Origin of the sequence: Polyangium sp. 6x1, from assembly GCF_029946515.1 — a bacterium.
GTDB lineage: Bacteria > Myxococcota_A > Polyangia > Polyangiales > Polyangiaceae > Polyangium.
This window is the reverse complement of sequence record NZ_JARZHH010000042.1, coordinates 82181-101663: the sequence shown is the minus strand read 5'-3', so window position 1 is coordinate 101663 and position 19483 is coordinate 82181. Positions and strand designations below refer to the sequence as shown.

The window sequence follows — 19483 nt, the reverse complement described above, 5'->3', positions numbered from 1 at the left end:
CCGCGCCCGCGCCCGCGCCTCCGCCGCGCGCGGCCTCGTCCGTGTTCTCGCCCGACGCCGCCGCGCGCTTGCCGCTCGCCGAGCCCGAGGACGGCGGCGCGCCCGTCGCGAAGGCGCCCGCGCGGGGCGTGCTCGACGAGATCCTCGCCGCCGCGCCGAAGGCCTCGGCCACGTCGACGGGCCCGGACGGAGGGACGCTCGTCGGTACGGAGACGGGCGTCCGCGACGAGATACGCGACGGAGCGGAGGGCAAAGGCGGCGGGCTCGACGCGTCCGTGCCGCGCATGGGCAAACGAATCCAGATCCAGGAGGGCAGCCCCGACGTGCACGAGGGAATCCCCTCGTCCGCCGTCGAACGCGCCGCGCGTGCACAGCTTTATTATCCGCTCGTCACGCGCTGCCGCGGCGCCGATGGCAAGATCCTACCGCCCGACACGATCGTGCTCCGCTTCAAAATCGACGTGGACGGCTACATCGTGCCCTCGTCGATCAGCGCGAGCGGCACCGAGGCGCGCTACGAGGCCGCGGCAAACTGCATGCAACGTGAGCTCTCGGCCGCGGCGTTCCGGGCGCCCGCGGCTGCGCGGGGCGTCGCGACCTGGGTGAACGCGACCGTCCCGTCCGTCGATTGATTGACGCTGGAACTTGCTCCCATGTCCGGACGCTTGCGGTTCGGCTTGCGTGTCCGGCAAGGCGAGCCCAGCCTGGCTTGGAGGCCTCGCGGCAGGGAGCGCGGAATGCGGTCCATTTTCGTGGGCAGCATCGCTTATCGAATGGGCTTGCGTGGTTTTTTCGAGCCTTTGCTTCCGTCCTCGAATTACGTGGATGGAGTATAAGGGCCGAGCGCCGCCGCGATGACCGAGGGTAAGAGGGGTGAGCGGAGACCGACGGTGGATCTGAGCGACCAGTCCCAAACCCTGGTGATCATCGGCAACGGGATGGTCGGCTGGAAGCTCTGCCAGCGAATGGTGGAGTACGGCGCGAACGAAGAGATCCGCATCGTCGTCTTCGGCGAGGAGTCGTTCGCCGCCTACGACCGCGTTCACCTCACGGACTACTTCGCCGGGCGCCCGCTCTCGACGTTCCCGCTCGCGCCGGAGAACTGGTACCAGCAGAGCGGGATCGAGCTCTTCCTCGGGGATCCGATCGTCGAGGTCGATCGCGACCAGAGCGTGGTGCGCTCGCGCTCGGGCCTGCGCGTCGAGTACAACCGCCTCGTCTTCGCCACGGGCTCGCGCCCGTTCGTCCCGCCGATCGAGGGCGCCGACCTCCCGGGCGTCTTCGTCTACCGCACCCTCGACGACGTCGCCGACATCGAGGAGTACGCCTGCGAGTTCGCGCCGATGAAGAGCGCCGCCGTGATCGGCGGGGGCCTGCTCGGCCTCGAAGCGGCGAAGGCGGTCTTCGACCTCGAGCTCGACGTGCACGTCGTCGAGGTCTCGCCCTACCTCATGCCGCGGCAGCTCGACGCCGACGGAGGCGCAGTCCTGCGCGACAGGGTCGAGCGGATGGGCGTGAAGGTCCGGTGCGGCAAGAAGCTCGTCCGCATCGAGGAGGTCACGCTCGAGCCGCCCGGCGGAACGTACCGGACCCCGGCCCCGCGCGTCCCCGACCACGGTAGCGACGACACCCCCTCGATCGGGCTGCGCCTCCACTTCGACGACGGCGAGACGCTCCTCGTCGGCATGGTGGTCTTCGCGGCGGGCATCCGGCCGCGCGGCGAGCTCGCGAAGGCGGCGGGGCTGCAGATGGCCGGCGACGGCGGGATCGTGGTCGACGATCGGCTGCAGGCCATCGACAGGAAGACGCGCGAGCCCGACGAGCAGATCTTCGCCGTCGGCGAGTGCGCGTCGCACCGGGGCACGACCTACGGCCTCGTCCTGCCGGGCTACCAGATGGTCGACGTGCTCGCGACGAACCTGCTCGGCGCCGAGCGCAAGTTCGAGGGCGCCGACACCTCCTCCAAGCTCAAGCTGATGGGCGTGACCGTCGCGGCGCTCGGCGAGCACGACGGCGATCAGCGGCTCGGCGGCAACGCGCTCGTGTTCAACGGCGGCGGCGTCTACCGCAAGCTCGTGATCCGCGACGGCAGGCTCATCGGCGCGGTGACCGTGGGCGAGTGGGAGAACCTCGACCGCATCCGCGAGCTGCTCAAGGCGCCGCTGCCGCTCTCGTTCTGGGACATGCGCAGGTTCCGCGGCACGGGCAACCTGTGGCCGAAGTCCGAGTCCTCGCCCGTCACGGAGTGGCCGGCCGAGGCGGTCGTCTGCGGCTGCGTGCGGGTGACGCGCGGCGCGCTCGCGCTGGCGATCGAGGGCGGCTGCGCCTCGGTCGAGGCGCTCGGGACGAAGACGGGCGCGGGCACGCTCTGCGGCTCGTGCAAGCCGCTGCTCGCGGAGCTGCTCGGCCAGGACGGGCCCGTCAGCGTCTTCGAGCCGATCCCCGCGTCGTGGCGCGAGGGGCCGCGCAGCCGGCGCGGCGATGGTGGTCCCCGCTCGCGCCGGGGCGAGGGGCCGCGCAGCCGTCGCGGCGGCGAGCTCTCGCCCTCGTCGCGGCTCGACTCGTCGCAGCGCACGAGCGTCGTGCCTCCCTCGTCGCTCGCCACCGTTCCGTCGTCGTCGCTCGACAGCGACGCGCCGCGCTCGCGCCGCGACGGCACGCCCTCGTCGCTCGAGAACCTCGCGGGCATCGAGCTCGCGCCGCCCTCGGTCCGCGACCTCGCGCCGCCCTCGCATCGCCTCTCGATCACGATCACGGCTCGGCCGCCGGATCTCGCGGTCGCGCATGGCCTCGCCCGCCGCGCCCCGGCGCCCGTCGCGCCCGTGCAAGCCGACGACGACGACATCGAGCCCGCGCCGATGTCCGTACGGGGCCGGATGATCCGCCCGCCGACCGAGGACGACGTCGACCCGGGTCCGGTGTCGATGCGCAGCGCGTCCCTGGCCGCGCGCGTCGCCGTGGACCTGCCGCCGCCGAGCACGCTCCGCTCGTCCATCCCGCCGCCTTCCCCGGCGGAGGTGATCCCGGCGGCGACGTTCGGCGCCGCTCCGTTCGAGGCGCAAGAGGCCCCGGAGGAGGCGCCCGTCGCGCGGCGCGGCGTCGCGCTCGCGTCGGAGACGCCGCCGGCCGGCACCGAGATCGCGCCGCGGTCCGATGCGACGCTCGTCGAGGCCCGCGCCGAGATCGCGCCGCGCTCGGATGCGACGCTCGTCGAGAGCGCGCCGCGCGAGTCCACGAAGACCCCGCCGACGGGGATCGAGATCGTGCCGCGCTCGGCCCGCCTCTCGCTCGAGCCGGTCGTGCGTGTCGACGCCGCGCCGACGCCGCCCACGGGCATCCCGGTCGTCCCGCGGTCGGTTCGGTCGTTCGAGGTGCAAGTACCTGCCTCGGTCCGCGCCTCCTCCCTCACGCCGCCCTCGGGCATCGCGATCACGCCGCGCACCCCGCGCCGCACGTCGACGCCGCCGACCGGCATCGCGCTCCTCGGGCTCGGCGGCGAGGCGATGCCACCCGCGCTCCCCGAGACCCCCGCGACGGGCCTCGTCCTCGGCCTCGCCGCGCGCGCCACCGCGCAGAGCCCGGTCCGCAGGTCGACGCCGCCGGCCGGCTCGGTGCGCGTCGTGACCGTCGCTCCGCCGCCCTCCTCGCGGTCCGTCCCGCCCTCGTCCGTGCCGCCGATCTCGTCGCGGCCGATCTCGAGCGGCGTCATCCTCCCGCCCTCGGACGTGGCGATCCTCTCGATCGACGAGCCGCTGCCGAGGCTCGCGCCCTTGCCCGTCATCGAGTCGACCCTCTTCGCGGCCTCGGACGCGCCGCCCTCCTCGGCGCGGCGGCTCTCGGCGATGGAGGGCCTCATCGACACCGAAGACCGCAAGGAGATCTCCTCGACGAGCTACTCGCGCATCTCCCTCCTCTCGGCCGTCGACGAGGGCGAGATCACCGACGCCCTCTCGGCCTCGCGCGACGGGCTCACGCCGAGCCTCACCCCGAGCATCCCGCCCGTGGATCGGGCGCCGATGTCCCGGCGGAGCTGGGTGCCTCCGAAGCGACTCAGCATGCCGCCGGGCGCGCTCCAGACCCCGTCGGTGCCGCCCGTGCGGCCCTCGATCGCGGCTCCGATCCAGGCTCCGCCGGAGCGCGGTCGCAAGATTCTCCTCGTTGCGTCGGCGGTGGCCTTATCCTGCGTCCTCGTGCTGGCCCTCGCCCCCTCCCTCGCCCCCTCCCGTTCCGTCCGGACGGGCGTCCTGCTGGACGCGCTCTTGCGCCCGGGGGTCGAGAAGCAGGTGACTGGCTACACGCTCGTCGCGCTGGCCGTGGCGAGCCTCGGGGTCTCGCTGCGCAAGCGGTGGAAGCGGTTCCGGTCCGCGGACGTGCCCGTCTGGCGCGCGGCGCACGCCGTCCTCGGCGCGGCGACCCTGCTCCTGTTTTTCCTGCACACGGGCCTCTCCGCGGGGACCCGGATCAACCTCGTCCTGGCGATCGACTTCCTCGCCGTGGTGATCCTCGGCGCGCTCGCGGGGGGCGTCTTCGCCGTGAGCTCCCGGTGGAGCCCCCTCGCGGCCCGTGATCGACGTTTGCGGGCTTCCTCCGTTCACCTCTATCTGACCTGGCCGCTACCGATCCTCGTCGCCCTCCATGTGCTTGCCGTGTACTACTACTGAGAGGCGGGCCTGCTGATGAGCACGCGTACCTCGATATTGGCCTGGCTCCTGCTCACGGGGCTCGTGGGCGGGTTCGGGGCGTTCCGGTTCACGTCCGACCAGACGCTCTATTTGCCGGACCAGACCTCGCACGGGCACCATCAAATCGAAATGGCGTGTGCGTCCTGCCACACGCCGTTCGGCGGCGTCAAAGACGACGCTTGCACGAATTGCCACGGCGAACAGCGCACCGCGGCCGACTCGCACCCCGCGTCGAAGTTCAACGACCCGCGCAACGCCGGCAACCTCGAAAAGATCGACGCGCGCCGCTGCGTCACCTGCCACGTCGAGCACTGGCCCGAGGGGACGCACCGCGAGGGCTACTCGCTCCCCGTGGATTTCTGCGTCACGTGCCACAGCGACGTCGGCACCGAGCGACCGAGCCACGCCGGGATGTCGTTTACGACGTGCAGCGACGCGGGCTGCCACAACTACCACGACAACCGCGGGCTCTGGGAAGATTACCTGAAGAAGCACCTCGGCGAGCCCGTCCTCCTCGCGTCGGCGAAGGTCTTGCCGCGCGGGGTCGCGATGGTCGCGAAGGGGCCGAAGTCGCTCGCCGCGAATCAGCAGGACGCGCCGCGCACGGTGGCGTTCTCGGCGGCGCTCGTCTCGGAGTGGGAGGAGTCGGCGCACGCGCGCGCGGGCATCAACTGCTCGGGTTGTCACGGCGGAACGCAGGGCATGGCCTGGGTGGACAAACCCCCGCTCACGATCTGCGCGGGCTGCCACGCGGAACAAAACAAGGGGTTTGGCCAGGGAAAGCACGGAATGCGCGTCGCGGCCGGCCTCGGCCCGATGAGCCCGGCGCTTGCGCGCTTGCCGATGCGGCCCGAGGCCAAGGGCCTCGAGGTCGGCTGTGAGAGCTGTCACGGCGGGCACTCGGTGAACGCGCGTAAGGCGGCCGTGGACTCGTGCCTCGGATGCCACGACGACGAACACAGCCGGTCGTACCAGCGGTCGCCGCACTTCAAGCTGTGGGAGGCCGAGATAAACCGCACGGCGTCGCCCGGGACGGGTGTATCGTGTGCAACGTGCCACATGCCACGCGAGAAGCCGTCGGAAGGCGCAGCCGTCGTGGTGCAACACAACCAGAACGACAACTTGAGGCCGAGCGAGAAGATGGTCCGCAACGTCTGCGCGAGCTGCCACGGCGTGGCGTTTTCGCTCGACGCGGTCGCGGACCCGGAGCTCGTCCGGCACAACTTCGCCGGTCGCCCGAAGAAACACGTGGCGAGCGTGGACATGGTCGAGAAGCGCGCAGCGCAGGGGAAGCGCTGAGCAAGGAGAAGACGACGTGAAGATGGGACAGTCGAAGGCGGTCGCGATGTTGTGCGGCGCCGTGGTCCTCGCCGGCGTGACGGCGTTCGGCTGCGGTAGCCAGGGTGGTGGCGGGGCGGCGGCGGGCATCCAGCCGCAGCAGATGGCGGACGCGCTCTACGCCGTCATCTCGGCCGATCGCGCGACCTACGCGGGCCAGGTCGTCGATCGCCTCGTGAAGGAGAACGCGATCAAGGCGACCGAGCGGTTCAAGGAGGAGAAGACGCTCCCCTTGCCGGCGCAGATGCTGCGCATGGGGGCCGAGCACGCGCAGAAGACGAACTCGAGCTTCTCGTACGCGCTCCTCTCGCAGTGGCCGATCAACCAGCAGAACAAGGCGAAGACGGACGCCGAGAAGGCGGGCCTCAAGTTCGTCGCGGAGAACCCGGGCAAGAACTACTACACGGAGGAAAAAATCGCGGACAAGACCTATTTCACCGCGGTTTATCCGGACAAGGCCGTCGCCGCCGCGTGCGCGAATTGCCACAACGAGCACGCCGACAGCCCGCGCAAGGACTTCAAGGAAGGCGAGATCATGGGCGGCCTCGTGATCCGCATCCCCGTGAACAAGTAACACCTCGGCCGGGGGGGCCGAGCGGGGGGGTTCGTTTTATTGGCCGGCCGGAGCCGGCGACGAAGGCGCAGGGGACGGCGACGCGTCGGGGGACGGCGCGGCATCGGGGGACGCGGACGTATCCGCGGGCGGCGGAGGCGGCGGGGGCAGGGCCTTGGGCGGCTCGGGGAAGAAGGGCTCGGGCGCGGACGCGAGCCGCAGGAGCGTGGGCGTCTGCGTGGAGACGTCGGCCGTGTAGGCCTCGGCGCCCTCGGTGGTCTCGCCGGCGTTCAGCGTGGTGGTCACGCGGTAGAGGCCCGGGCGCGGGAACGTGCCGCGCGGGCAAACCTCGTGCAGCAGGATGGTGAACGACGTCGTGGCGCCGGGCTTCAACGTCCGGAACGCGTCCTTCGGCAGCCCGCGCGGCGGATCGCCGAGGCAGCTCTTCGTGTGCCCGTACGGCCCGTCGACGCGGAACGAGAACATCCACGGCCGGAGCGCCACGAAGATCGGCCGGAGCCCCGCGTTTTTCGCGGTCACCGTCAGCGAGACCCCGTTCGGCGCGGCGACGTCCTTGAACGCGTCGGCCGAGATTTCGAGCTTCCCGGCGCGCTCGTCGACGATCGGCGCGGGCGCGGCGGGCTTGCCGTCCGAGGGCTTCGTCACGCTCCCGTTCGCATTCGCGGCCGGCGCAGGCGGCAGGGAAGGCGGGCTCTCGCCGAGCACGATCGCGGGGGCGAGGATCTGCGGCTCGGACGCGACCGTCGGCTCGCGCTCGGTGCTCTCGGCGGCGAAGGGCGGCTCGGGCGGCTTCTTCGTGCCTTTTTTCGGCGGATCCCAGCCGAATTTCGCGTGCAACGTGACGCCCGGCCGGAGCGCCGCCGCGGCCTTGCCGAAGCAGAAGAGCTTCGGATCGAAGGGCTCGACGTACGACTGCCCCGGGCCGAGCAGGAGCGCGCGGCTCTCGGGGTAGCTCGACGGCCGGAGCGACTTCGGCAGCTCGCACGTCGTGGGCTTCTTCTCGCCTTCCACCTCGATCTCGAACCGGAGCAGCCTTGGATCGGCGGGCACGCGCAGAGGGACCTTGCCCTCGTTGTCGATCCGCATCGTCCACGGCCCTGCCATCGTCGGCGCGACGATCCAGAGGCGCGCTTGCGCGGGTGGGAGCGGCGGCGGCTCCGGCGCTTTCTGGGCCTTCGCGGGCTTGGCCGGTGGCGCGGCGTGGGCGCTCGGCGAGACGAGGCTCGAGAGGCAGAACAGCGAGGCGAGGAGGGAAGCGCGCGAGGATCGCATCACGAAAGCTCCGGAGTCGGTCGAGAGGCGGCTTTCCGCTTTCCTTCCGAGGGCGTCAACCTTAGCGTACAAATGAGCGCCCGCATGCGAGGTCTGTACGCCATCGTGGACACCGCCGCGCTCGACCGGCGCGGAATCGACGCCGTCGCCTTCGCCGAGGCCGTGCTCGCCGCCCGCCCCGCCGCGCTCCAGCTCCGCGACAAGGCCTCGGGCGTGCGGCGGACGCTCGCGCTCCTCGCCGATCTCACGAAGCTCGCCGCGCGCGCCGGCGTCCCGCTCTATGCGAACGACCGGCCCGATCTCGCGGTGCTCACGGGTTGTCCGGGGATCCACGTGGGTCAAAGCGATCTGCCCGTGCCGCTCGTGCGCGCGCTCGCGGCGCGGACGGGCAGCACGTTCGGGGTGGGCCTCTCGACCTACGACGAGGCGCAGATCGACGCCGGCGTCGCCGAAGGCGCGGACTACCTCGGGATCGGTCCGGTCTTTGGGACACAAAACAAAGACGACGCCGAGCCTCCGATCGGCCTCTCGCGCCTCGCGATCCTCGCGGCGCACGCGCGCTCGCTCGGGTATGCCCGTCCGCTCGTGGCGATCGGCGGGATCACGCTGGAGAACGCGGCCGCGGTCGGCGCGGTCGTCGACGCCGCGGCGGTCATCGGCGCACTGCTCCCGCTCGCGAGCGGGGACGCGGGCCTCGCCGAGGTGACGGGGCGCGCGCGGACGCTGCACGAGGCGATCGCCGGCGCGACGCCCCGAACGGAGGCGCCATGAGCCTCGTCGCGATCGCCGTCACGGCCGCCGTGGCCGCGTCCCTCGGCTACCTCGCGAGCCGGCGTCGCGAGAGCGCGCGCGGCGAGGTCGATGCGCCGGACGAGAGCAAGCTGCAAGGAGACAAGAAAAAGCCGCGCGAGCTGAAAGCGCCTGCGCCGGCCGATCCGCTCGCGGGGCTCGGGCTCGCGCTCGGCGACGTCGTCTCCGCGGAGGGCGACGAGCGCTGGCTCGCGGGCGCGATCGTGGCGCGGGAGCAGGCGCTCGCCGCGGTGATCTTCGTGGCGCCGGAGGGCCTCGCGCATCACGTCGTGGCGCTCGTCCCGGCCGCTTCGCGCGTGATCCTCTGGCTCAGCCCCGAGGCGGTCGACAGCCCGCCCGAGCCGCCCGGGACGCTGGAGATCCGGGGCATGGCCATGCAGCGCAGGAGCCGCTTGCCCGTGACGTTCGAGCGGCTCGGCCAGGGCGCGCCGACGGTCGGCCCGTCGGGCATCCTCGCCGTGTACGAGGCCGGCGGCCGCGAGGTCGCGCTCGTCGTCACGAGCGAAGGCAAGGCGCTCGCGTGGGCCGGTCGCCGCCTCGACGAGAGCGAGTACGACCGCATGGGCCGCGGCGACGCCGAGAGCTGATCAAGGCATCGCGTCGCGCAGCTCCGACACGAGCTGGATGATCGACAGGTTCGGCGAGGCGTTGCGCTCGAGGTAGCCGATCGTGCGCAGCACGAACTCGTAGCGCCGGGCGTCGATCACCGACGCGCGCGGATCACTCGCCGCGCGGCCACGCGACGAACGCGCGAGCGCCGCGCCGAGGGCGCGCAGGTCGTCGCGCAGCCGCTCCTTGTCCTTCGTGTCGAGCGCCTCCGCGAGCGCCACGGCGGGCCCGAGATCGGGCGCCGCCACGGCCGAGAGCATCGACGTGACGAACTCGTCACGCGCCGCCGTACGCTCGGCGTCCGCGAGATCGAGCGCCGCCGACGCGCTGCCTGCGGCGAGCTCGATCGCGAGGTCCTGCTTTCCCGCCGGCATCCCGTTCGCGTCGAGGATCTTGTGCAGCACGGCGTCCGAGAGCGGCCCGAAGCGGATCTTCAGCGTGCGCGATCGGATCGTGTCGAGCATGCGATCCGGCCGCGACGTGAGCAGCACGAAGTGCGTGCCTTGCCGCGGCTCCTCCAGCGTCTTCAGGAGCGCGTTCGCGGCCGAGGGCGTGATCTCCTCGGCCCTGCGGATGATGAAGAGCCGCGCGCGTCCTTCGTGGGGCGGGTAGGACGCGTGGGGCAGCACGATGCGCCGCACCTGCTCGACCGAGATGCCCTGCACCTCCTCGGTCTTCTTGTCGAGCGTCGCCGGCGGGTAGAGGCCCTTCTCGACGAGGATCACGTCCGGGTGCTTCGGCACCTCGGGGCGCTCGGTCCCGAGCGTCACCGCGCGCTGGCAGGCGTCGCATTTGCCGCAGCCGAGCTTGTCGCCGCCGGTGCACACGAGCGCCTGCGCCAGCGCGAAGGCGGCCATCTCCTTGCCCACGCCGTCGGGCCCCTCGAAGCGGTAGGCGTGGTGGACGCGCCCGCTCTCGAGGGCCCGCACGAGGGTCCGGATGGCCTCGTCCTGGCCGAGGATGCGCGAAAACGGCACGCGCGACTGCCTAGCACGGAGCCCCGCCGCGTTGAAGTGCGCGTTGCACCCGAGCTCGCCCCCAAGCTCCGCGCGGCGCGCTTGAATGTGGAAGGCCCGCCAAACAACCAAGGCCCAGCAATGCTGGGGATTCCGAAGGGAGGCGTCATGCGCTGCTCGTCTCGTGCTGCTTTGCTCGGTGCGCTCGTGGTTCTCGCGGGAGGGCTCTCGCCGGGCCGCGCCGAAGCCGACACCTGGCCCGTCGCGCGTCACGACGCCGCGCGCACGGGCGCCTCGGGGGGATCCGTGCCGGTGGTCGAGCCCGTCGTCACGTGGCGCGCGTACATGGGCGGCCGCCCGACGGGCCGCCTCGCGCGCTTCGGCCTCGGGGACGCTTCGCAGTTCGTGGTGGCCGTCGGCGGGCGGTTCGTCGCCAAGCACGGCGTGTCGCAGGCGACCCTGTGGAAGAGCGACATCCTCGGCGTCGGCGTCGTCGAGGCCTTCGCCGACGTCGACGGCGACGGCAAGAGCGAGGTCGTGGTCCGCACCGAGACGCGCGTGCACGTCCTCGACGGCGCGACGGGCACGGTCCGCTGGAGCTCGCCCCTCGGCGAGTTCCGCGCGCCTGCGTCTGTCCGCGTGACCGATCTCGACGGCAATGGTTTGCCTGACGTCTACATCGACGAATGCACGAGCTGCGCGACGCCCGGCACGATGACGGCCGGCGCGTTCTCGTTCGCCGGCGGGTTCGGCGCGGCGACCGCGCTCTGGATGCGCCCGGCGAATGCGTCGCCGCCGCCTTCGCACGCGGGCACGGACACGATCGTCGACCTCGACGACGACGGTTTGCCCGAGATCGTGCTCACGTCGCCCGCCGAGATCGTGATCGTGAGCGGCAAGGACGGTCAGGCCGTCACCACGCTCGGCGTGCCCGTCGGCGCCCAGGAAAAACCTTTTTCGCAGGCGTACGCGATCGCGGCCGAGATCGACGGTTTGCCCGGCAAGGAGCTCGTCGTCGTGCAGCCGCACGGCCAGGTCGCGGCGAAGGTCGGTCCGCCGGGGCTCACGGTGTTCAAGGTCGATCCGCAGACGAAGGCCGGAGCGCTCCTCTTCCAGCGCAACACGGCCGGATACGACGCCGAAATGGTCATGCTCGCCGACGTCGCCAAGGACCTCGACGGCGACGGCACGGACGAGCTCGTGTTTTCGCACCGCGCGACCCCCTCGTCCCCGTTCACCACGGAGATCCTGAAGGGCGCGGCGGGCGCGACCGTCGCCGTGCTCCCGGGCGCGCGCTTCGAAGGCGCGGCCGATCTCGGCGCTGGGGCCGGCGCGGAGCTCGTCACGGCGACCGCCGCGGGCCTCTCGGTCCACCATTTCGACGGCAATGCCCTCACGGCCCTGGCCGGCCCGATCCCCGAGGTGCGCGCCCATTCGATGCCCGACCCGGCGCGCGCGCAGAGGGGCCCGCTCGATCATCGCCTCGCCGTGCTCCCGCGGCCTGGACAAACCCCGGCGCTGCTCGTCGGCCGGCCGAAATCCGATCTGCCCTACACGTCCCTCGAAAAACCGAGCACCTTCCGGGACATCCAGGCCCTCGTGTTCGACGCGGCCGGCGCGAAGAAGGTCGGCGAGCATGTGCCGCTCGTCGGCGACGTGACCGGCGTCTTCGGGGCCGATTTCTCCACGCGGCCTTATCCGCAGGTCGCCGTCGGCACGACCGCGGGCACGATCGTGGTGCTCGGACAAACGTTGCAAGGGACGAACGGCATCGTGTTCTGGGGCGGCAAGGCGACGGGCTCGCTCGTCGGCGGCGGCCTTCAGCCGAGCTCGGGCGCGGTGGGCGGGCCGCTCGTCGGCAAGGACGACCTCGGGCCGTTCGTGGTCCTGCCGGGCTCGCCGCTCGGCCTGTACGTCGGCGACGCGCGCTTCGCCTCGCTCATCGTCCCGCCGCTGCCGCGCTTCCTCCAGCCTGGCATGCAAATGGCGAGCATCGTGGATCTCGATTCGCTCGGCACGGCCGTCGTCGGCGTGGAGGGGACCGCCCTCGTGGCGCGCCGCTCGCAGGATGGTACCTCCCTCGGCGCCGTCGACCTCGGCCCCGGCGCGCCGCACGGCACGCCCTTGCCGCTCCGCGTGAAGGGCGAGGCTGTCCCGCGTGTCGGCCTCGACTGGCGCATCGAGGGCGTGCAGATCGTCCAGTCCGCGGTCGATTTCGCCACCGGGAGCCTCGTTTGGCAGGGCGAACCATTGCCGTTCGGCGGCTTCTTCGGTTCGGGCGTCGGCGACCTCGACGGCGACGGCACGGACGCGTGGTACTCGATGAACGACGGCCTGAACGCGCGCGACGCGGCGACGGGCCTCGTCACCACGACGCCGGGCAATTTCATGTGGTATTCGCTCCCCATGATCGCCTCGTTCCAGGGCGGGCCCGGGCCCGAGCTTTTGCTCCAGGCGGGCGCGTCCTCGCCGCGGCTCCTCCAGGCGGACCTCGGCACCGCGTGGCAATCCGAGTGCCCCGAGCAGGTCAATACAATGGCCGGCGCGCGCGTCGTCTGCGGCAATGCCGCGCGGTTCGTGACGCCGGCCGTCCTCTCGCCCACGGTGCGCGCCTTCGACGGCGCGACGGGCGCGCTCCTCGGCGCCCGCACGCTCGCCGGCGGCGGCGTCTTCCCGACCGTGGACGCGGCGAACGCGGCGGGAAAACGCCCCGGCGTGCTTTCGAACACGACGTCCGTCGCCTCGCTCGGCCCGGGCGGCCCTGCCATTCTCACCGGCTCGACGGACGGATACCTCTATGCCCTCGACGCCTGCACCCTCGATCTACGCTGGTCGAAGTTCCTCGGCGGCTCGGTCGCCGAGCCCGTCGTGGGCGACACCGACGGCGACGGCGCGGACGAGATCCTGGTGGGCGTCGCGGACGGCTACATCCACCACATCGACGTGCCCGGCTGCCTCTCGCCGAGCTGGGTCTCGTTTGGCGAGACAGACGACGGGCCGCCCGATGCGCCGCACGTCTTGAAGCCCGGCGAGTCGGTGAACGTCGCGTTCGCGCCCGTCGCCGAGGCGAAGAGCTACGAATACGCGCTCGTCGGCCCGGACGACCAGCCCCTCTGGTCCCCGGCCTACAAGTCCACCGCGGGGACCTCGATTTCGATCGACCTCACGGGCGTGCTCGCCGATCGCCCCTACCGCGTCGCCGTGCGCGCGATCGGCCCGAACGGCGCGAGCCCGGACGTCTTTTCGCGGCCTGTCGTCGTCGCGGACGGCAAACCCCCCACGCTCGACGCCGCCGCGACGGCCGAAGGCACGGCCCTGCACCTCGCCCTCGAAGCGACGGACGACCTCGCGCTCGACCATTGGCTCGTCCGGATGCACGAGGCAGGCGCGGCCGAGGAGGAGGCGCTCGTCGCCGGGGAAGGCCTCTTCGGCGGCCCCACGGGCAAGGCCGAGCTCTCGGTCACGCCGCCGCCCGCGCTCTTCGGCAAGAAGGTCGTGCTGCGTGTCTCCGTCCTCGACTCCGCGGGCAACCCGGCCGTGGCCTCGGTGAATGCTTCCGTTGATGACGAAGGCCACGTGACGCACGTCGATCCGCCCGTGATCCTGCCTGGGGATCCGGATCCCGGGGCCGCTCCGTCCGATCCGACCACGTTCGGCGGGTGCGGCGCATCGGGCCGAACGCCTGGCGCGTCCGCCCTCGTGGTGGCGCTCGCGCTCGGCCTCGGCGGTCTCTTCCGTCGCGCGCGGCGCGCCTCGAACACGCCCCGCTGACCGCGCGCATCCGCGCGTCCGTGCGCCCCGCCGCTGCGCAGGCGCTGCCCATCCGAATTCGTGGAACAGCGAGAGTCGACCGGCATGCGGGGACAATGCTTCTGCCCCGCGGACCGCTCGCCGGGATCGACGCCGCATGCCCCGCCCGTGGCACGACAATGGCACCGAGCGGCCGGCATGCTGGCCATCGAAAAGGCGTTGTCGACTGGGTTTTCCTCGGCTGTCCTGCTTTGCGCGCTCACGATCTCGGGCGAGGCGCGCGCCCTCACGTTCTCCGGTTTCGAGTGGGATCTCAAGGACAGCGGACGCAACCGGGTCGGCCCGGGCCCCAACGTGTTCAGCGCGAGCAACGTATCCGTCGACGCGCAGGGTCGCCTTCACATGTTGATTCGCCGCATCAATGGCGTCTGGACGTCGTCCGAGCTCATCATGCGGGAGTCCATTGGATTCGGCACGTACCGGATGGTCCTCGCGACCCCGATCGACAATTTCCACCGGCAATCGGTGCTCGGCTTCTTCACGTGGGACGACACGGACGTGCCGAACAACAACGAGATGGATATCGAGATCGCGCAATTCGGGAACGCGGGCCAGAACCTCTTCCACTCGCTCCAGCCGACTTCCCGCGCGTTTACCGTGGGGGGAAGCGCCTGGGCGCGGAGCGAACACAGGTTCGTCTGGTCCTCCGGCGCCGTGGACTTTTCCAGTGTTCCCCTCGGAGGCGGCGGGAGCACGGTGACCACGCGCCTCACGACGGGTGTGCCGACGCCGGCGAACACGACGTTCCCTCGCATCAACTTCTGGCTGCGCGACGGCCGGCGGCCCTCGGGGGTGCAGACCCAGCTCGAGGTCATCATCGAGAGGGTCGACTTCTTCTGATCGAGCCCGCCTTGCCCGCCGCGTCGACTGTGAAGAAATGCGTATCGACGCGGCGCGCGTTGACAGCCGGGCCGGCGCGCCGCAAGCTCCGGACACGGCGCGAGGCATGAGGCCCGCGCTCGAAACACCCGCCGGGCGCGACGAGCCCCGGCGAGGAGGAATGAACATGCATCCTGCATTCGTTGCGTGGTGGCGCGCGGGCCGAGGCGGCTCGTGTGGCCCCGAGGGTTTTTCCGGCGGTCGTCATGCTTGGTTCGGGGGCGACTGCGGCCCCGGGAGAGGCGGTCGCCATAGGCACGGGCACGGGCACGGGGGAGGCGGTGACGATCTGCCCGGCGGCTCCGATTTCGACGGACCCGGCGGGTTCGGCGTGCGCCGGCCGCTGCGATTCCTGGCCCACCGGCTGGAGCTCGACGACGGGCAAATCGCGGAGCTCGCGACGATCCTGGACGAGCTGAAAATCGAGCGGGCCCAGGCCGCCGTGGATCATCGGCGCACGACGAGCGCGTTCGCCGACGCGGTGCTCGGCGAGAAGATCGACGAGACGCGGCTGGATCAGATCCGCGCGGATCGCGTGAAGAGCGCCGAGGGGCTGCAAGCGGCCGTGGTGCGGGCGATCGGGCGCATTCACGCGCTCCTGTCGGCCGAGCAGCGGAAGAAGCTCGCGTATCTCCTGCGAACGGGAGCGCTCGCGATCTGAGTCGCGGCGCGTGGGGGGCTCCGGCCCCCCACACCCTCCTTCCATGGCACGCGCGGCGCTGGTAAAGGTTTTTCATGAGCAAACCCGTCATCGCCGTCGTCGGCGCGGGCCCCGGCGTGGGCCTCGCCGTGGCTCGCCGCTTTGCCCGTGAAGGCTTTCTCGCGGCGCTGATCGCGCGTCGCCCCGAGGCCCTCGACGAATACGTCGAAGGGCTCCAGCGTGGAGGCGCCGAGGCGTACGGATTCCCCGCCGACGCCGCGGACGAAACCTCGCTCCGGCAAGCCTTCGCCGACATCGAAGCGCGCCTCGGCGCCCCCTCGGTCCTCGTCTACAACGCCGCGGTCCTGAAGCAGAATCGGCTCTCCGAGGTCCCGATTCAGGACCTCCTTTACGATTTCCGCATCAACGTCGCCGGCGCCGTCGTGGCCGTGCAGGCGGTCTTGCCCCGCATGCGCGCGCAAAAGAAGGGCACGATCCTCCTCACGGGCGGCGGCCTCGCGCTCACGCCTTTCCCCACGCATGCCTCCCTCGCCATCGGCAAGGCCGCGATCCGCAACCTCACCTTCAGCCTCGGCGCGGAGGTCGAGCCCGACGGAATCCAGGTCGCCACGGTGACGATCTGCGGCTTCGTCAAACCCGGCACCCATTTCGATCCCGATCGCATCGCCGACGCCTACTGGACCCTGCACACGCAGGAGCCCGGCAAGCGCGAGCGCGAGATCGTTTACAAGTAAATCTTCCCCGACGCGGCTAGCGCCCGAGATACCGCGTCTCGCCCACGTCGAGGATCCAGAGCTTCTCCGCGGCGCCGCCCTCGGCCTCCCAGGCCGCGCGCGCACGCTCGGGCGGCTCGCCGATCGGCTCGTCCGTCAGCTTGAACGTCCCCCAGTGCATGGCCACGAAATGCTTCGCCCCGAGCATCTTCGCGGCCGACGCCGCCTCCTCGGGCCCCATGTGCTGCGGCTCCATGAACCAGCGCGGCTCGTAGGCCCCAATCGGCAGCATCGCCCAGTCAATCGGCCCCGCCCGCCGCCCGATCTCCTCGAACGTATCCCAGTACGCCGTATCCCCCGAGTGATACGCCGTGCCCTCGGGCCCCCGGATCACGTAGCCGCCCCAGAGCGCGTCGTTCCGGTCCCAGGGCATGTACATCGACCAGTGCCGCGACGGCACGAGCGTGATTTCGAGCGCGTCGATCCCGGTCGTCTCCCACCAGTCGAGCTCCACGATCTTCGCCGACGCCCCGGCCGCCTTCAAGAACCGCGCATTGCCGAGCGGCGCCACGTACGTCGGCCGATCGCCGAGCCGCTCGATGCTCCACGCGTCGAGGTGATCCCGGTGGTTGTGCGTGATCACGACGATGTCGATCGGCGGCAATTCCTGCCAGGCAATCCCAGGCGCCACGAGGCGCTTGATGGGGCCGATTCGCTCGCCGAGGACCGGATCGAAGAGAATGTTTTTCTTGCCGAGCGTGAGGAGGAAGCTCGCGTGCCCGATCCAGGAGAGGCTCGCCTCGGGGCTCTTCACGAGGTCCGCGTCGTGCGGGCGGCTCGGCGTGACGAACCCGCCCGGATCCTTGATCCTCTTTCCCTTCAGCGGATCGAGGACCCGCCAGCGGAAGAGGTCGGCCGGGCCGCGGCGCGGCTGCGTGGCGAGGTGATCGAATCGACCCACGGGGCCCCTCCTTCGCGTTTCGCGCTAGCTCACGATGCGCAGGCTCTTGCCGACGAGCACCTCGTTGTGGCTGCCCACGCGGTAGCCGGCGAGGTCGAGCGTGACGTACTTGAACCCGTGCTGCTTGCCCGCCGCGACGATCGCGTCGCGGATCTCCGGCTCGGCCGCGCGCGTGAGCTCGGCGAGCGCGAGCTCGATCCGCGCGAGCTCGCCGTGGTAGCGCACGCGCACCTGACGGAAGCCGAGCCGCTTCAGCGCGCCCTCGAAGCCGCCGATCTGCGTGAGACGCTCGCGCGTGACGCTCGTGCCGTACGGGATGCGGCTCGAAAGGCAGGCCGCCGCGGGTTTGTCCCAGATCGGCAGCCCCATCGCCGCCGCGCCCGCCCGCACGTCCGCCTTCGTGAACCCGAGCTCGACGAGCGGGCTGATCACGCCGGCGAGCCGCGCCGCTTCGAGCCCTGGTCGGTAATCGCCGAGATCGTCGACGTTCGTCCCGTTCAGGATCGCCCCAAGGTCCCACTCCGCCCGCTTCTGCGCGGCGATGCGGTAGAGCTCGCTCTTGCAATGGAAGCAGCGGTCGGGGTTGTTCGCGATGTAGCCCGGATCCTCGATCTCGTTCGACGCGACGAGCCGATGATCGGCGCCGATCGAGCGGGCGACTGCGATGGCGTCCTCGTGCTCGCCGGGCGCGAGGCTCGGCGAGACGGCCGTCATGCCCACGGCGCGAGGCCCGAGGGCCGCGTGGGCGGCCGCGAGCACGAACGCGCTGTCGACGCCGCCGGAGTAACAAACGAGGACCGATCCGAGCTCGACGAGCCGCTCGCGCAGGCGAGCGAGCTTGTCCTCGATGGCAGGTGCCAGAGCCATGGGAGGAGGATGTAACACGCCGTCAGTCGACGGGAGGGGAGGCGGCCCGCTTTTCGTCGGCGTTTTCCGGCGCCGGCGCGGGCGCGGGCGCGGGCGCGTCGGCCTTGCTGCCCTCCGCCTGCGTTTCCTCGGGTTTGGCTCCGGTCGTGGGCGTCTTCGGTGTGTACTCGAACACCTGTAGGTTCGGCTCGAGCAGCTTGAAGATGCCCTTCTGCACGTCGTCGCCCATCATGCCGGTGATCACGGCGATCCAGTGCGGGTGCGTGTTCGCGGCCTGTTCGAGCCGGTTCCACATGCGCGGGCGCAGGCTCACGCGCGCGCCGCGCTTGCCGAAATCGACGTGAAACTCCTTCCAGCCGTTCTTGTCCGTGGTGACCTCGGTGGGGAGTCGGTTGATCTTGATGGTGACTTCGAGCTTGCCGACGAGCGCCATGCGAGCCTCCACGCCCTTCGGACGGTGCCCAAATCGGAGGCGGAACACAAGTCGAGCCCGCCTCGCACCGAGTTACTTGCGGGAGAAGGCCGGAATGGGTGACGCTTGGGGCCTCTCATGAACCGCACCTCGCTTGGAAGGTCCGTCGCGCTCGCCGCCACGCTGGGGGCCCTCGCCGCGCTCGTCGGCTGCTCGGACAACCGCTTGCCGCCCGTGCCCGTGCCGAAGGCGGAGCAGAAGAGCCAGCTGCCGCGCTGGTACCCCGAGAAGGCCTGGACCGCGAAGGAAGGCCAGAGCCAGATCTACATCGAGGGCAAGATCGTCTTCGAGACCGGCAGCGCCACGATCCGCAAGTTCGGCGAGACCGAGAAGGTCCTGAAGACGCTGCTCGCGTTCGTCAACGACCACCCCGAGGTCACGCGCCTGCGGATCGAGGGGCACACGGACGACGCCGGCGCCGAGGACAAGAACCAGGACCTCAGCGCGAGGCGCGCGCTCAGCGTGTGCAACTGGCTCGTCGACAACGGCGTGAGCCACCTGCGCTTGCTCGCCGTGGGCTTCGGCGAGACGAAGCCGATCGCGCCGAACGAGCTCGAGATGGGCCGCGCCGAGAACCGCCGCACCGAGTTCCACGTCGCCGAGGTCGACGGCAAGCCCTTCCTCGGCAAGGACCCGACTGCCGGCGGCATGGTGCTCGACGTGCCGAGCCTCGAAGAGCGCAAGGCCGAGGAAGAGGCGCGCAAGAAGCCTGTCGTCGCCGTCGTGCCGACCTTGAAGTTCAAGCCCACGGGCAACGAAGTGAAGAAGGTCCAGGACAAGCAGATCTCGCTCGACCCGACGCAGAAGAAGCCCGAGCAGAAGAAGTAGAACCCGGGGGTTTGGGGGCGTAGCTCCGCTCGCCGGAGCGAAGCCCCCAAG

15 protein-coding genes and 1 pseudogene are annotated in these 19483 nt (G+C 71.1%); 11 read left to right on the top strand and 5 right to left on the bottom strand.

What is annotated here, in order from left to right; translation table 11 throughout:
- The 4 genes and pseudogenes from QHF85_RS31995 to QHF85_RS31980 all read left to right on the top strand — a co-directional run.
- Nucleotides 1-632: pseudogene (locus QHF85_RS31995) on the top strand (hypothetical protein); the annotation flags it as partial.
- 258 nt (nucleotides 633-890) lie between these two features.
- Complete coding sequence (locus QHF85_RS31990) at nucleotides 891-4661, top strand: FAD-dependent oxidoreductase (protein WP_281331173.1); 3771 nt, start codon at nucleotides 891-893, stop codon at nucleotides 4659-4661.
- 15 nt (nucleotides 4662-4676) lie between these two features.
- A complete protein-coding gene (locus tag QHF85_RS31985) occupies nucleotides 4677-5981 on the top strand; it encodes a cytochrome c3 family protein (protein WP_281331172.1) in 1305 nt (434 codons plus the stop codon).
- Between the two features lie 22 nt (nucleotides 5982-6003).
- Nucleotides 6004-6594, top strand: a complete 591-nt coding sequence (locus QHF85_RS31980) for a DUF3365 domain-containing protein (protein ID WP_281331175.1) — start codon at nucleotides 6004-6006, stop codon at nucleotides 6592-6594.
- A gap of 36 nt (nucleotides 6595-6630) precedes the next feature.
- Here QHF85_RS31980 and QHF85_RS31975 read toward each other — a convergent pair whose 3' ends face one another.
- Nucleotides 6631-7866: a hypothetical protein gene (locus QHF85_RS31975; protein WP_281331171.1), complete on the bottom strand. Its 1236-nt coding sequence runs from the start codon at nucleotides 7864-7866 to the stop codon at nucleotides 6631-6633.
- 84 nt (nucleotides 7867-7950) lie between these two features.
- On the opposite strand from QHF85_RS31975, the gene QHF85_RS31970 reads away from it, so the two are divergent.
- Both QHF85_RS31970 and QHF85_RS31965 read left to right on the top strand, forming a co-directional pair.
- Nucleotides 7951-8637, top strand: a complete 687-nt coding sequence (locus QHF85_RS31970) for a thiamine phosphate synthase (protein ID WP_281331170.1) — start codon at nucleotides 7951-7953, stop codon at nucleotides 8635-8637.
- Complete coding sequence (locus QHF85_RS31965; protein ID WP_281331169.1) at nucleotides 8634-9263, top strand: hypothetical protein; 630 nt, start codon at nucleotides 8634-8636, stop codon at nucleotides 9261-9263. Before QHF85_RS31970 ends, QHF85_RS31965 begins: the two co-directional genes overlap by 4 nt.
- Here the strand turns inward: QHF85_RS31965 and QHF85_RS31960 are convergent, their stop codons facing one another.
- Entirely contained in the window at nucleotides 9264-10262 is a 999-nt protein-coding gene (locus QHF85_RS31960) for a DNA polymerase III subunit delta' (protein WP_281331168.1), read from the bottom strand. It lies immediately after the preceding gene.
- Nucleotides 10263-10409: 147 nt separating this feature from the next.
- Here QHF85_RS31960 and QHF85_RS31955 point away from each other — a divergent pair, with 147 nt between their 5' ends.
- From QHF85_RS31955 to QHF85_RS31940, 4 genes are all read left to right on the top strand, one after another.
- Nucleotides 10410-14012, top strand: coding sequence for a VCBS repeat-containing protein (locus QHF85_RS31955; protein WP_281331167.1), 3603 nt, complete (start codon nucleotides 10410-10412; stop codon nucleotides 14010-14012).
- Nucleotides 14013-14189: 177 nt separating this feature from the next.
- Entirely contained in the window at nucleotides 14190-14891 is a 702-nt protein-coding gene (locus QHF85_RS31950; protein ID WP_281331166.1) for a glycoside hydrolase family 16 protein, read from the top strand.
- 166 nt (nucleotides 14892-15057) lie between these two features.
- Nucleotides 15058-15591, top strand: coding sequence for a Spy/CpxP family protein refolding chaperone (locus QHF85_RS31945; protein ID WP_281331165.1), 534 nt, complete (start codon nucleotides 15058-15060; stop codon nucleotides 15589-15591).
- A gap of 74 nt (nucleotides 15592-15665) precedes the next feature.
- Nucleotides 15666-16325 (top strand): SDR family NAD(P)-dependent oxidoreductase, encoded by a 660-nt coding sequence (locus tag QHF85_RS31940; protein WP_281331164.1) that lies wholly within the window; start codon nucleotides 15666-15668, stop codon nucleotides 16323-16325.
- Between the two features lie 16 nt (nucleotides 16326-16341).
- Here the strand turns inward: QHF85_RS31940 and QHF85_RS31935 are convergent, their stop codons facing one another.
- The 3 genes from QHF85_RS31935 to QHF85_RS31925 are packed head-to-tail and all read right to left on the bottom strand — an operon-like array spanning nucleotide 16342 to nucleotide 18565.
- Nucleotides 16342-17265, bottom strand: a complete 924-nt coding sequence (locus tag QHF85_RS31935) for an MBL fold metallo-hydrolase (RefSeq protein WP_281331163.1) — start codon at nucleotides 17263-17265, stop codon at nucleotides 16342-16344.
- Nucleotides 17266-17289: 24 nt separating this feature from the next.
- On the bottom strand, nucleotides 17290-18132 hold the full coding sequence (larE, locus tag QHF85_RS31930; RefSeq protein ID WP_281331162.1) for an ATP-dependent sacrificial sulfur transferase LarE: 843 nt from the start codon (nucleotides 18130-18132) through the stop codon (nucleotides 17290-17292).
- A 22-nt stretch (nucleotides 18133-18154) separates the two neighbouring features.
- Nucleotides 18155-18565: a hypothetical protein gene (locus QHF85_RS31925; protein WP_281331161.1), complete on the bottom strand. Its 411-nt coding sequence runs from the start codon at nucleotides 18563-18565 to the stop codon at nucleotides 18155-18157.
- Between the two features lie 117 nt (nucleotides 18566-18682).
- Here QHF85_RS31925 and QHF85_RS31920 point away from each other — a divergent pair, with 117 nt between their 5' ends.
- Nucleotides 18683-19432: an OmpA family protein gene (locus QHF85_RS31920; RefSeq protein WP_281331160.1), complete on the top strand. Its 750-nt coding sequence runs from the start codon at nucleotides 18683-18685 to the stop codon at nucleotides 19430-19432.
- The last annotated feature ends 51 nt before the right edge of the window (nucleotides 19433-19483 follow it).